At 61.0% G+C, this 14,568-nt stretch carries 9 protein-coding genes and 2 rRNA genes; 5 read left to right on the top strand and 6 right to left on the bottom strand.

The window, feature by feature from the left end; all coding sequences use genetic code 11:
- Positions 1-106: 106 nt before the first annotated feature.
- Positions 107-1,630: an EAL domain-containing protein gene (locus ACIOUG_RS03175; protein WP_401062459.1), complete on the top strand. Its 1,524-nt coding sequence runs from the start codon at positions 107-109 to the stop codon at positions 1,628-1,630.
- A 114-nt stretch (positions 1,631-1,744) separates the two neighbouring features.
- Here the strand turns inward: ACIOUG_RS03175 and ACIOUG_RS03170 are convergent, their stop codons facing one another.
- Both ACIOUG_RS03170 and ACIOUG_RS03165 read right to left on the bottom strand, forming a co-directional pair.
- Entirely contained in the window at positions 1,745-3,664 is a 1,920-nt protein-coding gene (locus ACIOUG_RS03170; protein WP_401062457.1) for a tyrosine-protein phosphatase, read from the bottom strand.
- A gap of 230 nt (positions 3,665-3,894) precedes the next feature.
- Entirely contained in the window at positions 3,895-4,392 is a 498-nt protein-coding gene (locus ACIOUG_RS03165) for an AAA family ATPase (protein WP_401062455.1), read from the bottom strand.
- An 88-nt stretch (positions 4,393-4,480) separates the two neighbouring features.
- Here ACIOUG_RS03165 and ACIOUG_RS03160 point away from each other — a divergent pair, with 88 nt between their 5' ends.
- Positions 4,481-4,762, top strand: coding sequence for a hypothetical protein (locus ACIOUG_RS03160; protein ID WP_045122746.1), 282 nt, complete (start codon positions 4,481-4,483; stop codon positions 4,760-4,762).
- Positions 4,763-5,041: 279 nt separating this feature from the next.
- On the opposite strand, the gene ACIOUG_RS03155 is transcribed toward ACIOUG_RS03160, so the two are convergent.
- The gene (locus tag ACIOUG_RS03155) at positions 5,042-5,482 is read right to left on the bottom strand and encodes a hypothetical protein (RefSeq protein ID WP_401062453.1); all 441 of its coding nucleotides are present in this window, start codon (positions 5,480-5,482) and stop codon (positions 5,042-5,044) included.
- A gap of 171 nt (positions 5,483-5,653) precedes the next feature.
- Positions 5,654-7,858, bottom strand: a complete 2,205-nt coding sequence (locus ACIOUG_RS03150; RefSeq protein WP_401062451.1) for an OsmC domain/YcaO domain-containing protein — start codon at positions 7,856-7,858, stop codon at positions 5,654-5,656.
- 230 nt (positions 7,859-8,088) lie between these two features.
- On the opposite strand from ACIOUG_RS03150, the gene proP reads away from it, so the two are divergent.
- The 3 genes from proP to ACIOUG_RS03135 all read left to right on the top strand — a co-directional run bounded on the left by proP (position 8,089) and on the right by ACIOUG_RS03135 (position 14,083).
- Entirely contained in the window at positions 8,089-9,591 is a 1,503-nt protein-coding gene (gene proP, locus ACIOUG_RS03145) for a glycine betaine/L-proline transporter ProP (protein WP_401062450.1), read from the top strand.
- A 138-nt stretch (positions 9,592-9,729) separates the two neighbouring features.
- Positions 9,730-10,965, top strand: a complete 1,236-nt coding sequence (locus ACIOUG_RS03140; protein ID WP_401062448.1) for an MFS transporter — start codon at positions 9,730-9,732, stop codon at positions 10,963-10,965.
- Between the two features lie 157 nt (positions 10,966-11,122).
- Positions 11,123-14,083, top strand: coding sequence for a PAS domain S-box protein (locus tag ACIOUG_RS03135; protein WP_401062446.1), 2,961 nt, complete (start codon positions 11,123-11,125; stop codon positions 14,081-14,083).
- Positions 14,084-14,218: 135 nt separating this feature from the next.
- Here ACIOUG_RS03135 and rrf read toward each other — a convergent pair.
- Both rrf and ACIOUG_RS03125 read right to left on the bottom strand, forming a co-directional pair.
- Positions 14,219-14,334: ribosomal RNA gene (gene rrf, locus ACIOUG_RS03130) — 5S ribosomal RNA — on the bottom strand.
- Between the two features lie 155 nt (positions 14,335-14,489).
- Positions 14,490-14,568: ribosomal RNA gene (locus ACIOUG_RS03125) — 23S ribosomal RNA — on the bottom strand; the annotation flags it as partial.

Here is a 14,568-nt window from a genome sequence, read left to right as displayed (position 1 = left end):
GCACGTCACGGGCCTTGGGCCAAGGTGGCGTCAAATGAACAAAAAACGCATTGTCTGGGGGAGCATTCTCCTGGGCCTTCCGTGTGTCTTGCTTCCAGTACTTTTGATGGGTTACGTCGCCTGGGTGTTGAACCTGGCAGCGGCGCAGCAACGTCTCGAATCGCTGGCGTCCGTGGCCTCCAGCCGCGCCAACAATACCTTCCATGAAGCCGCCGGGGTGCTGAAGAGCGTCGCCGCGTCGAGCCTTGCGCCGTGTACGCCGGAGAGCATCGACGAGATGCGTCTGCTGACGATCAACACGTTTGCGGTGAAGTCGATCGGCTACGTCGAGGAAGAGGTTTATGCCTGTGGCTCTTGGGGGCCGGTGGGCCATCGGGTAACGCCGTGGAAGGAAGATTTTGTCACCGCTGACGGGGTGCGCGTGTCGCTCGGGGTGCAGGCGCGGATTGTGCCGGCCAAGCCGATGATGGCGCTGCAGTATGCGGCGTTCAATGTGCTGGTCGACCCCGAGCAGTTTTTGCAGGTGCTGGTTGAGGACGATGTGCACTTGATGGTCGGCACCGCTGCCGGGCATCTGGTGGGCGTGTCGCGGCCAGGGGCGGAGCGTTTCATGAGTCGCGTGCACCTGGGCCCCGCTTCGGCGCTGGAGGACGGTTATTTGTATACGCTGGTGCACAGCGGTGACTGGGTGGCGATTGCGGCGGTGTCGCGCCACGAGTTGCTGCTGGGTCTGGTGCGCCGGGAGATGCTGTTGCTGCCGATCGGCGGGTTGATTGCCGGGATGCTTGCGCTGGTGATTGTGCGGCGTACACGCAAGCGTGTGTCGCCACTGGCCGAGCTGGAACTGGCGGTGCGTAATCGTGAGTTCATCGTGCACTATCAGCCGATCATTGATTTGAGCGATGGCGCCTGTGTGGGCGCTGAAGCCTTGGTGCGCTGGTGGCATCCGGATGGCAGTCTGGTGCGGCCCGATCTGTTCATTCCGCTGGCTGAGCAGAGTGGGCTGATTCTGCCGATCACCGATCAGGTGATCGACCACGTCATGCAGGATCTCGGGCCGCTGCTGGTGAAAGAACGCAGCCTGCATGTGGCGATCAATCTGGCGGCGGCGGATGTCAGCAGCGGGCGTTTTCTGCCACGGCTGAAGTCCGCCATGAACAAGGCTGATGTGTGGCCGAGCCAGATCTGGCTGGAGGCCACCGAGCGCGGTTTTGTGCAGATCGAATCAGCGCGGCAGACGATGAATCAGGCGCGGGAGTCGGGGCATCTGGCAGCCATCGATGATTTCGGCACCGGGTTTTCCAGCCTGCAGCATTTGCAGCAGCTGCCGCTGGATGTGCTGAAGATCGACAAGTCGTTTGTCGACACTATCGGACGCGATCCGGGGGCGAGTTCGGTGACCGCGCATATCATCGACATGGCCAAGAGTTTGCGTTTGAAGGTGGTGGCTGAAGGGATTGAGACGGAAGCGCAGCTGGATTATTTGCGCAGTCGTGGGGTGGATTTCGGGCAGGGTTGGTTGTTTGCCAAGCCGATGTCTGCCGAGGAGTTTTTGCGGTTTGTTGGGGAGCGTTGTGGAGGGATTGTGCAACTGAATGGTCAGGTTGGTGAGCTGGTTGGGTGTGTTTGACCAGGCTAGTTTTTGGGGCCGCTTCGCGGCCCAGCGGGAGCAAGCTCCCTCGCCACAGGTTTGGGAGCGTCCTTCAGTTTTGGGGTCATCCTTGACCTGAGTGCTGTCCCTTCTTTAGAACGCGTAACTGGCCTTCAGGCTGCCGCTGAAACCGTGGCTGTCACCGCCGCCGCTGGCACCGACTTCTGCGCCGACACTGACGGCGCCGAGGCTGGCCATCAGGTTGACGCCGCCGCTGAACTGGTCGCGGTTGTCGAAGGCGGCGCGTTGTTCGATGTCGAGGCCCAGCAGGTGGCTCTCGGTGTTGACGTCGTTGTTGCCCAGCGTGCGTTCGTAGCCGACTTGCACACCTGGCACCAGCTGCCACGCACCCATCGCCACCGGGGCGAAAGCGACGTTGAGGTTGGCGACGGCGCTGCGGCGGGTGGCGGTGTTGTCGTCGACGTCGAGGGACAGTTCGCTGCCCTTCTCTTTAAAACCCTTCAGGTCGAGGTGGCTGACTCTGAAGCCGAGGCTGGGTTCGAGGATCATGCCGCCGACCGGTGCACGGTAACCCAGCGCCAGCGTCGCGCCGGTGAGGTTGCCATGGGTGTCGCCCTTGGCCGTGCCGAGGCCGCCGCCGAGTTCGCGTTTGCTGTCGTAATCAACGTAGCCGGCGCTGGCGTTGGCGTCGACGAACAGGCCGCGCTCCAGGCTGGTGAGGCCGTAGCGCGCACCGAGGTTGAAGAAGGTGAAGTCGGTATCGGCCTCGCCGCCCGCGCCGCCGACGGTGCCTTTGCTGTAGCCGAAACCGCCGCGTGCGCTGAGTTGTTCGGAGAAGCGCTGGGTGAGGCCGACCATCAGGCCCTGGCTGTGTTCGTTGCTGCTCTCGGCGTGGGACGAGCCGTCGGTGCCGAGGTAACCGGCGAGCGCGGTGATCCACAAACGGTATTGGCCGACTTTCAGGTCGGTGCCGCTGGCGTAGGGTGCGGCGGCTTGTTCGATCAGCGCGTTCTGCCGCAGCAGGTAGCTGGCGGCGTCAGCGTGAACCTGACCGCCGACTTGGGATTCAACACCGCCGAGGGTGCCGGCGTCGATCGCCGATTGCAGGTAGTAGTTGTAGGCGCTGTAGGTGCCGGACAGGTTGGTGTTCTGCAATTGCCGCAACAACTCGGCACCGGCAGCGGCGTTGCCGATCAGCCCGGCCTGACCCGGCAGGCTGTTGTACTCGACCAGTTTGCCGCGCAGGACGTAGATGGTTTCCTGCGACAGGCCGAGGCCTTGTTTGAGGTAGTTGTCCATGCTGCCGTACTCGGCGGTGACTTCATCGAGACCGGCCTGCAGGTAGCTGGCCTGCACCCCGAGCAACGGCGCGTAGACCGAAGCCATGCTCGGTGGCAGTGCTTTGAGGGTCGCGGCGACGCGGGCGGCGGTGTAGTCGTTGGTCGCGAGGTAGTTGGCCATGATGGTCGCGTTATCGACCCCGGCGATGCTCTGCAACACGGCGGCGGTCCAGCCAGTGCGGTCCTTGCCGGCGGTGCAGTGGAACAGTTGCGCGCCATCGGTGCTGGCCAGTTCGTTGAACAGTTTGCCGAACTGACCGCGCATCCCCGCGTCGCTGACGAAGGCGCGGTTGGTCTGTTCCATCATGGCGATGGCGTCGGCGGCGCTTTTGAACGACACGGTGGTGATGTTCGCGCCCGAGGTGGTGCTGCCGATGATGTCGATGTTCTGGTAGGTCACGCCGGTCAGCATTGTGTCCGGGGTGCCAGCGATTTCGCTCGGCGTGCGCAGGTCGTAGACGGCTTTGATGCCCAGGCTGTTGAGGGTCGCCAGATCCGCTGCCGACGGTGTGATCGCGTTGGAGCGGTAAAACACGCCGCCACGCATGGTGCCGTCGTGGGCCGTGGAATACGCAGTGGTGAGGCCGGCGACATCACGGAAATTGTCGATGCTTTTCAGCCGCGGCGTATCGAGCGCGACGGACTCGGCAGCGTGGGCAGCGGCGATGGACAGGCTCAGAACGGACAGCGAACACACAAGACGTTGGAACACAGTGCAGCCTCATTGGAATTAGCGTTGGGCTGGCTACTATCTGCAATCAACTGATAGCGAATATGACAGAACGACTGCGCTCGTAAATGCCTGCGCGATTGGGCCGTGGGCTGCGTTTTTGGTCTGTGGGTTAACAAAAACTCCTGTAGGAGCTGCCGCAGGCTGCGATCTTTTGCCTTTTGCAGATCAAAAGATCGCAGCCTGCGGCAGCTCCTACTGAGAGATCACAGCTAGCCCTGCTGGCGATTGCGGTGCATGACGATCTCCAGCCCCTCGCTCACCTCCGGCACCTGAAAGTAACGCGTGATCAAATCAAACTCTGCATCCGAAGCGGCAAACTCGTGCTCCGCCAGGGTATTGCGCGCATGCAGCCGAGCACGGCAGGTGGCGTCATCCACTTCCAGGTAATGCAGGCAGTGCCGCACTCGCGCGCTATCCGCCAGCCCTCGCAGCCACTGCCGATCCGCCACGGTATTGGCCGGAAAATCCAGCACCACACTCACCCCGGCCGCCAGCAGATCGATCACCAACGGCCCCAGCACCCCGCGAATCTGCCGCGCACATCGCACGTAATCCGCCACGGATTTGATCTGCTCCGGATACAGCCGCGACAGCCACTGATCTTCACTGAGCACAAGCGCGCCGTGCTGCTCGGCCAGCGATTGGGCCAGTGTCGATTTGCCCGAGGCGATCTTGCCGCACATCAGGTGTAGTGTGGGTGTACGCATTGGGGACGCTTCCTTATGTCGATTGCTGGATAATGCCCAACGCCTGACAGACAGGCAATCAATGCGCCTGACCCAGCGGGGAACCGTGATGACTGCAACAAACGTACGCCGATGCACCTCATGGCTGCTGCTCACCCTGCTCGCCACCACCCTGGCGCTGACCGCGGGATGTTCAAGCAAGCGCTACGCCACCAACGGCTCGAACTGCTACGCCAAAGCCGTGCCCACTTCCGGCGAAGGCGGTTTAGCCTGGGGCGATACCTTGAGCATGGCGCGCAAGAAATCGCTGAATAACTGCATGCGTTATGCGAGCCGCTCCGGAGGTACGCCGAACACCTGCCAGGTTGTGCAGGCGCAGTGCAAACGCTGAGCGCGCCGATAATGATGTTGGCTGACACGGCCCCATCGCTGGCAAGCCAGCTCCTACAGGGTTATTGGGTAGATTCAGGATTGGCGGCTGCCAGAGATCCAACGTGGGAGCGAGCCTGCTCGCGAATGCGATCTGTCAGCCAAGGCGATAGCGACTGACACGCCCTCTTCGCGAGCAGGCTCGCTCCCACATGGGGTTGTGCAGTGGACTCAGCATTAGCGGCGGGCTCGCACAGGTTTTTCGCTGCAGGTGAGATTAGCGATCGGCCTGACGATCGAATCAGGCACCGCGCTTGAGTACTGCCGTCGAAACCCGCGGCTGGATCATTTTCTCGATCAGCGCGACGACGTCCTTCGCACCGTAGCAGCGGAACAAAATGCTCCCGGCATCGGTGTCCAGGCAGACGATTTTGGTGATGAAGCCGCCTTCGAGGCTGACCTTGCGGATCATCCCCAGCGGCACTCTGATGTCCAGTGCGCCGTCCTGAACCATGCGGTTCATGGCGTTGGCATTCAGGTACACAGCGGTATTGGTCAGGGTCATTTTGCCGCCGACCCAGAGTCCGCCGTAAACCTCTTTGAACCCCTCAAGCACGCCGGCCAATGCGCCGACGTTACCGCTGCCGGCAACATCGTAAAAATCGCCGACACCTTCGTAATCCACCTCGACGTCAGCCACCAGAAAGTTGACCAGCTTCGACTTCACGACTTTCTCTTCCATCCTTGTATCTCCATGTCCCCAGAACACTCACCCGTGGTGAGGGGATTTATCCCCGATGGGCTGCGTAGCAGGCCGCCTCTTTATTGGTTGAAGAGGCCGGGCTCGCTTCGCGCGCCATCGGGGATGAATCCCCTCACTACAGGTTTACTCAGTAAAAGTGACCGTCTGTTATCAGCGATTCAAACCCGCCGCATTGGCGCGTGCCGCGTGCAGCTTTTTGTAGCTGTCGATCAGACGCAGATGACGATCCAGCCCTTCGAGTTTCATGCTGGTCGGTGTCAGACCGTAGAAACGCACGCTACCGTTGACCGAACCAATCGCCGCGTCCATGCGCTCGTCGCCGAACATGCGACGGAAGTTGGCTTCGTAATCGGCCAGTTCCAGGTCTTCGTCCAGCTCCATTTCCAGGCACACGTTCACCGCCTGATAGAACAAGCCGCGCTCGACGGTGTTGTCGTTGTACTGCAGGAAGGCTTCGACCAGATCCTTGGCCTGCTCGAATTTCTGCAGGGCGAGGTAGATCAGCAGGCGCAGTTCCAGAATGGTCAACTTGCCCCACGGCGTGTTGTCGTCGAACTCAATGCCGATCAGCGTGGTGATGTCGGTGTAATCATCCAGCTCGCTGCTTTCCAGACCTTGGGCCAGGTTGCGCAGACCGACTTTGCTCAAGCTGTGCAGGTTGAGGATGTCGGCACGGAATTGCAGGGCCTTGTTGGTGTTGTCCCAGATCAGGTCGTCCACCGGGTAGATTTCCGAGTAGTCCGGCACCAGGATCCGGCAGGCATTCGCGCCGAGGTCGTCGTAGACCGCCATGTAGGCTTCTTTGCCCATGTCTTCGAGGATGCCGAACAGGGTCGCGGCTTCTTCGGCGTTGGAGTTTTCGCCCTGACCCGAGAAGTCCCACTCGACGAACTCAAAGTCAGACTTGGCACTGAAGAAGCGCCACGACACCACACCGCTGGAGTCGATGAAGTGTTCGACGAAGTTGTTCGGTTCGGTCACTGCCTGGCCGGAGAACGTCGGTTGCGGCAAGTCGTTCAAGCCTTCGAAACTGCGGCCTTGCAGCAGTTCGGTCAGGCTACGCTCCAGCGCTACTTCCAGACTCGGGTGCGCGCCGAACGAGGCGAACACGCCACCGGTACGCGGGTTCATCAGGGTCACGCACATCACCGGGAATTCACCGCCCAGCGACGCGTCCTTGACCAGCACCGGGAAGCCCTGCTCTTCCAGCCCTTTGATCCCGGCAAGAATGCTCGGGTACTTCTCCAGCACTTCCTGCGGCACGTCGGGCAAGGCCATCTCGCCTTCGAGGATTTCGCGTTTCACCGCGCGCTCGAAGATTTCCGACAGGCACTGCACCTGCGCTTCGGCCAGGGTGTTGCCGGCGCTCATGCCGTTGCTCAGGAACAGGTTTTCGATCAGGTTCGACGGAAAGTAGACCACCTTGCGATCCGACTGGCGCACGAACGGCAGCGAGCAGATGCCGCGCTGGGTGTTGCCGGAGTTGGTGTCGTACAGGTGCGAGCCCTTGAGCTCGCCGTCGCGGTTGTAAATGTCGAGGCAGTATTGGTCGAGAATCTCTGTCGGCAGCTCGTCCTTCGGACCCGGTTTGAACCAGCGCTCGTTCGGGTAATGCACGAACTCGGCGGTGGCAATGTCCTCGCCCCAGAACTGGTCGTTATAGAAGAAGTTGCAGTTCAGGCGCTCGATGAACTCGCCCAGTGCCGAGGCCAGCGCACCCTCTTTGGTCGCGCCCTTGCCGTTGGTGAAACACATCGGCGAGTGCGCGTCGCGGATGTGCAGCGACCAGACATTGGGCACGATATTGCGCCACGAGGCGATTTCGATCTTCATGCCCAGATCGGCAAGAATCCCCGACATGTTGGCGATGGTCTGCTCCAGCGGCAGATCCTTACCGGCAATGTACGTGCCCGCTTCAGAGGTCGAGTGTGGCATCAGCAGCGCTTGCGCATCGGCGTCGAGGTTTTCGACTTCTTCGATCACGAACTCGGGGCCGGTCTGAACAACCTTCTTCACCGTGCAGCGATCAATCGAACGCAGGATGCCCAGACGATCCTTCTCGGAAATGTCTGCCGGCAATTCGACCTGGATCTTGAAGATCTGGTTGTAGCGGTTTTCCGGGTCGACGATGTTGTTCTGCGACAGACGAATATTGTCGGTCGGGATGTTGCGGGTTGCGCAGTACAGCTTGACGAAGTAAGCCGCGCACAAGGCCGACGACGCCAGGAAGTAGTCGAACGGCCCCGGTGCCGAGCCATCGCCCTTGTAGCGAATAGGCTGATCGGCGATCACCGTGAAGTCGTCGAACTTGGCTTCAAGTCGAAGGTTGTCGAGAAAGTTGACCTTGATTTCCATGCGGGTTTACCAGAGAGCAGAAACGAATTGGCGGCTATTATCCGGGTTTTCAGCCTGACGTCTTGTGCTTTTGCGTAATCGCCGCTGGGTGGGCTCTGCTGCGTCTTAGCGGGTACGGACGACAAAAATGCCCTGAGCAGTGAATTTTTTCGTGTCTTCTTGTATCTGACGCAAAGAAGCCATGCCAGCAAAACAATGGCATCGAATCCGTTCAGCTATGAGTGACCCGCATGAAATCAAGGAAAAACAAGGTCAATCCCATCGGATTGAAAGACATCACGATTGTCGACGACGCCAAGATGCGCAAGGCGATCACCGCCGCCGCACTGGGCAACGCCATGGAATGGTTCGACTTCGGGGTGTACGGCTTCGTCGCCTATGCACTGGGCAAGATCTTCTTTCCCGGTGCCGATCCTGGCGTGCAGATGATTGCCGCCCTGGCGACCTTCTCGGTGCCGTTCCTGATTCGTCCGTTGGGCGGGCTGTTCTTCGGTGCGCTGGGCGACAAGTACGGGCGGCAGAAAGTCCTCGCCGCGACCATCGTGATCATGTCGCTGAGCACTTTCGCCATTGGCCTGATTCCGTCCTATGAGTCGATCGGCATCTGGGCGCCGATCCTGTTGTTGCTGGCGAAGATGGCTCAGGGTTTCTCGGTCGGCGGTGAGTACACCGGCGCCTCGATCTTCGTCGCCGAATACGCCCCCGACCGCAAGCGCGGCTTCCTCGGCAGTTGGCTGGACTTCGGCTCGATTGCCGGTTTCGTCCTCGGTGCCGGGGTGGTGGTGCTGATTTCGACGATCATCGGCGAGGAGAAATTCCTCGAATGGGGCTGGCGCCTGCCGTTCTTCCTCGCGCTGCCGCTGGGCATGATCGGCCTCTATCTGCGGCATGCGCTGGAAGAGACGCCGGCGTTTCAGCAGCATGTCGAGAAGCTTGAAGAAGGTGATCGCGAAGGTCTGGCCGGTGGCCCGAAAGTCTCGTTCAAGGAAGTCGCGACCAAGCACTGGCGCAGCCTGATGACCTGCATCGGCGTGGTCGCGGTGACCAACGTCACCTACTACATGCTGCTGACCTACATGCCGAGCTACCTGTCGCACAACCTGCACTACAGCGAAAACCGTGGCGTGCTGATCATCATCGCGATCATGGTCGGCATGCTGTTCGTGCAGCCGGCGATTGGTTTTATCAGCGATAAAATCGGCCGCAAGCCGTTCATTGTGGTCGGCAGTATCGGCCTGTTCCTGCTGGCGATTCCGGCGTTCATGCTGATCAACAGCGGCAAGATCGGCCTGATCTTCTCTGGCCTGCTGATCCTTGCGGTATTGCTGAACTTCTTCATCGGCGTCATGGCGTCGACCCTGCCGGCGATGTTCCCCACGCACATTCGCTACAGCGCACTGGCCGCCGCGTTCAACGTCTCGGTGCTGATCGCCGGCCTGACGCCGACCGCCGTGGCCTGGCTGGTGGAAAGCACCAACAATCTGTACATGCCGGCCTACTACTTGATGGTGATTGCGGTGGTCGGCCTGATCACTGGCGTGACCATGAAGGAAACCGCCAACAAGCCACTGCGCGGCGCCGCACCGGCAGCGTCGGACCTTGAAGAAGCCAAGGAACTGCTCAAGGAACACCACGACCATATTGAGCAGAAAATCGAGGACATCGACGCCGAAATCGCCGAGCTCGAAGCCAAGCGTAAAGAACTGGCGCAACAGCATCCGCGTATCGACTGATCGTCGGCAGCGCGGTCGCTCAAAACGGATTGAGCGACCGCCTGCGCCCCGCGTGAAACTTATAGAGCAGGCAACCAGTCACTGGATTTAGCGGAGGTTAAGGCATGTCGCGCCACCTCGATGACTGCAGGTGCCAGCGTGATCACTCACTCCGATCGTCGTAACAATCTGTCGCTGGACAGCCTCAATTTCTTCCTCGCCGACGTACGCGACGGGCTCGGCCCGTATCTGGCGATTTACCTGTTGGCGGTGCACCACTGGGAGCCGGCCAGCATCGGCCTGGTGATGACCCTCGCCGGTATCGCCGCCCTCGTCACTCAGACACCCGCCGGCGCGCTCGTCGATAACACCCGCAGCAAACGGGCGGTGATCGCAATTGCCGCGTTGTTGGTGACCGGCAGTTGCGTGGTGTTGCCCTTCGTCACCTCCTTCAGCCTGGTGGCGATCACCCAAGCCCTGAGCGCCGCCGCGGCATCGGTGTTCGCCCCGGCCATTTCGGCGATCACCCTGGGCATCACCGGCCCGCGAGCCTTCACCCGGCGTACCGGGCGCAACGAAACCTTCAACCATGCCGGCAACGCCTGCGCGGCGTTGCTGGCCGGTGGGTTCGCCTACCTCTTCGGGCCGGTGGCGGTGTTCTACCTGATGGCGGTCATGGCGCTGTGCAGTGTGATCGCCGTGAGCTTCGTCGATGCCAACGCGATCAACCATGATCTGGCCCGGGGCCTGGACCCGAGCGATACCACACACGCCAAGGCACCTTCGGGATTGGCGGTGCTGCTGACCAACAAAGCGCTGCTGATGTTCGCCATCTGTTGCGCCCTCTTCCACTTGGCCAACGCGGCGATGCTGCCGCTGGTCAGCCAGAAACTGGCGCAGGTCAATCTGCAGATGGCCACGCCACTGACCTCGGCCTGTATCGTCGCCGCGCAACTGGTGATGGTGCCGGTCGCCTTGCTGGTCGGGGCCAAGGCCGATGTGTGGGGACGCAAGCCATTGCTGCTCGCAGGCTTCCTGATCCTGCCATTGCGCGGCGTGCTCTATACCTTGTCCGCCGACCCTTACTGGCTGGTCGCGGTGCAGATGCTCGACGGCGTCGGTGCAGGGATCTTCGGCGCACTGTTCCCAGTGGTGGTCAAAGACCTGACCCTGGGCACCGGACACTTCAACATCAGCCTCGGCGCCCTCTCGACGGTGTTCGGCCTGGGCGCGGCATTGAGCAGCAGCGTGGCGGGGATCGTGCTGCAGGAGGCCGGTTACAACGCGGCGTTTCTGACCCTGGCGCTGATTGCCGCCGGCGCATTTGTGTTGCTGTTGCTGGCGGTGCCGGAAACCATGGCCGAGCGCCGCAGTGCGCCTGTCGCCGCGACTTGAAAGGCGTGCACGGGCATCGCACGCCGAGGATGCAACTTAATCATCACGCGCCCGGTCAATGGAGCGTCCATGGCACCTGTTGATGAACACATCACGAGCGCCGCTTGCACGTATATTGAATAAAACCCGAGCCACAATAATCAATAAGGCATGAGTGGTGGAAATCCTCAAACATCTTTCCCGCGAGCAGCTTGAAGCGGAGGTTCACCGTCTGCGCCTGGCGCTCGAGGGTGGTGCGATCTGCTCGCCCGACACCGGCGCCGAACCCGGCATCGCCGCGCAACTGGCTGCCAGCCGTGCGGCGCTCGCCAGCAGCGAGGCGCGTCAACGGGCTATTTTCGAATGCGCGATCGACTTTGCGATGATCGTCACCGATCCGCAGGGCACGATCACCGAGTGGAACTCGGGAGCGACCGCTGTCATAGGCTGGACCGCCGACGAAATATGCGGACAGAATGCGGCGGTATTTTTCACTCCGGCCGATCGCGCGGCCGGCCGCGTCGAACAGGAAATGCAACGCGCCCTGCTCGAGGGACGCGCCTCGGACGAGCGCTGGCATGTGCGCAAGGACGGCCAGTTATTCTGGGCTTCGGGCGAGCTGATGCCGCTGTACGCGGACGATCAGCACCCGCTGGGCTTTGTGAAAATCCTGCGCGACCGTACCCAGGAACACTTGGCCGGGCGGGCGATGGCCGAGACGCAGGAACGCTATCGCCTGGCCGTCAAAGCGACGCGCGATGCCGTTTGGGATTGGGATTTGCAGAACAACCAGATCATCTGGAACGAGGCGTTGCAGCAGGCTTACGGTTTCCCGCCGAGCTGCCTGAGCAGCAGCGGTGACTGGCGCCTGGCCCAGATCCACCCGCAGGATCGTGAGCGGGTTCGGGTTTCAATCAAGACGACCATCGACGGCCCGGGAGAAACCTGGAGTGCGGAATATCGCTTCCGTTGTGAGGACGGCACTTTCGCCGAAGTGCTCGATCGCGGACACCTGATCCGCAACGCCGAAGGCCGGGCCGAACGCATGATCGGCGCCATGCTCGACCTGACCCGCTCGCGCAGCGCAGAGACTGCCCTGCGCCGCAGCGAGGAGCGGTTCAGCACGATTCTGGAAACCATTGAAGCAGCGTTCGCCATCGTCAAAGTCAAATTCGACGCCGCCGACCGGCCGGTCGACTATTACTTCGTCGAGGCCAACCCGGCGTTCGAACGCCAGTGCGGCGTCAATCTGCGTGGCAAGTGGGTCACCGAGTTTGCGCCGAACCTGGAAAGCTTCTGGTTCGAGACCTACGGACATGTGGCCAAGACCGGAGAACCGGCGAATTTCGAGAGCTATGCCAATACCTTCGAGCGTTGGTTCGACGTGCGCGCGGTACGTGTCGGAGCCCCCGCAGACCGGCAGATCGCGATCTTCTTCAGCGACGTCACGGAGCGGCGAGCTGCGCAGGAGCGCCTGCGTATCAGCGAAGCACTGGCCCGGGAAAACGTTGAGCGCGTGCAACTGGCCCTCGCCGCCGGCGCGATCATCGGGACTTGGCATTGGGACTTGGCAACCAACCGGTTCAGCGTGGACGAGGCCTTTGCCCGGGTGTTTGATCTTGATCCGACGCTGGGTCGTGAGGGGTTGAGCCTGGAGCAGATAGTGAGCACCGTGCATCCCGACGATGCGCAGGGACTGGCCACTGCGATCAGCGAAGCCATCGCCCGCGGCGGCGCCTACTCTCACCAATATCGCGTGCGCCGTGCTGACGGGACTTATCAGTGGATCGAGGCGAACGGACGGGTCGAGTGTGCCGGCGATGGCACCCCGCTGCGCTTTCCGGGCGTGCTGATCGACGTTGAGGAGCGACGTAATGTCGAAGCCGAGCGAGACCGTGCCATCGCCGCACTACGTGCGCTGAACGACACCCTCGAACAACGGGTATCAGCGCGCACCGCCGAGCTGATGCAAGCCGAAGAAAAACTGCGGCAGTCGCAGAAAATGGAAGCTGTCGGACAACTGACAGGGGGACTGGCGCATGACTTCAACAATCTGCTGGCAGGCATCTCCGGCGCTCTGGAACTGATGGGTAAACGCATCGCCCAAGGCCGTTTGAATGACGTCGACAAGTATCGTGAGACCGCACAAGGCGCAGCCAAGCGCGCGGCGTCGCTGACCCACCGCCTGCTCGCCTTCTCCAGACGCCAGACCCTCGATCCCCGGCCGACCGACGTCAACAGCCTGATGATCGGCATGATCGAACTGATTCAGCGCACCGTCGGCCCGAGCATCCGCGTTGAAACGATGGGCGCGCCCGATCTGTGGCCGGCGCTGGTGGATGCCAGCCAGTTGGAAAACGCGTTGCTAAATCTGTGCATCAACTCGCGCGACGCCATGCCTGATGGCGGCCGCATTTCCATCGAGACCTCCAATCGCACCATTGCCCGCGACCCGGCACGCGCATTGGACATCCCCGAAGGCGAATACCTGTGCCTGTGCGTGACTGATACCGGCACCGGAATGACCGAAGAAATCATCGCCAAAGCGTTCGATCCGTTTTTCACTACCAAGCCATTGGGCCAGGGCACGGGGTTGGGGCTTTCGATGATCTATGGGTTCGCCCAACAATCTGGCGGTCAGGTGCGCGTGCATTCGCAGGTTGGCCTGGGCACTACCATGTGCATTTACCTACCGCGCCATGACATCAAAGCGGTGCAGAACCCTGATGATCGGGACATGACGCTCGCGCACAGTCCGAAGGCCGGCGAGACGATTTTGATTGTCGACGACGAACCGACGGTGCGAATGCTGCTAACCGAAGTACTCAGCGAACAGGGTTACACGGTTCTGGAGGCGGCGGACAGCATGGCCGGGTTGAAAATGCTGCGCTCCCCTGCGCCTATCGACTTGCTCGTCACGGATGTCGGCTTGCCAGGCGGCATGAATGGACGGCAAATGGCCGAAGCTGGCCGGGAAATCAGACCGAACCTGAAGACCTTGTTCATCACCGGCTACGCAGAAAACGCGGTGATTGGCGCAGGCCAGCTCGGCCCGGACATGCAGGTATTGACCAAGCCATTTGCGGTGGAAACCTTGGTATCACGGGTCAACGAGCTGATGTCGGCGGACTTCGAGTGAGCCGCGGGACTTATCTTTTCAAGCGGCCCTGCCGGGGCCGCTGCTGTACGCCGTGAGTTTTTCTGCTCAAAAAGCACTTTCCTGCGGGCAAAACAAAACCCCAACTGCTTTCGCAATTGGGGTTTCGGAATTTAATCTTGACGATGACCTACTCTCACATGGGGAAACCCCACACTACCATCGGCGATGCATCGTTTCACTTCTGAGTTCGGGATGGGATCAGGTGGTTCCAACGCTCTATGGTCGTCAAGAAATTCGGGTACTGACTCGTGACCGGCTGGCCTCGCTTCAGCAAATCGGGTATGTGATACAGGTGTCTTGTGAGCATCGCGAACTTTCGGTTCATTGCGTCTTCACACACCGCAATCTGATGCTCTCTCGAGTAGTCAAATTGCTTGGGTGTTATATGGTCAAGCCTCACGGGCAATTAGTATTGGTTAGCTCAACGCCTCACAGCGCTTACACACCCAACCTATCAACGTCGT

Source organism: Pseudomonas sp. NPDC087803 (genome assembly GCF_044742995.1).
Classification (GTDB): domain Bacteria; phylum Pseudomonadota; class Gammaproteobacteria; order Pseudomonadales; family Pseudomonadaceae; genus Aquipseudomonas.
This window is presented reverse-complemented; position numbering and strand designations above follow the sequence as displayed.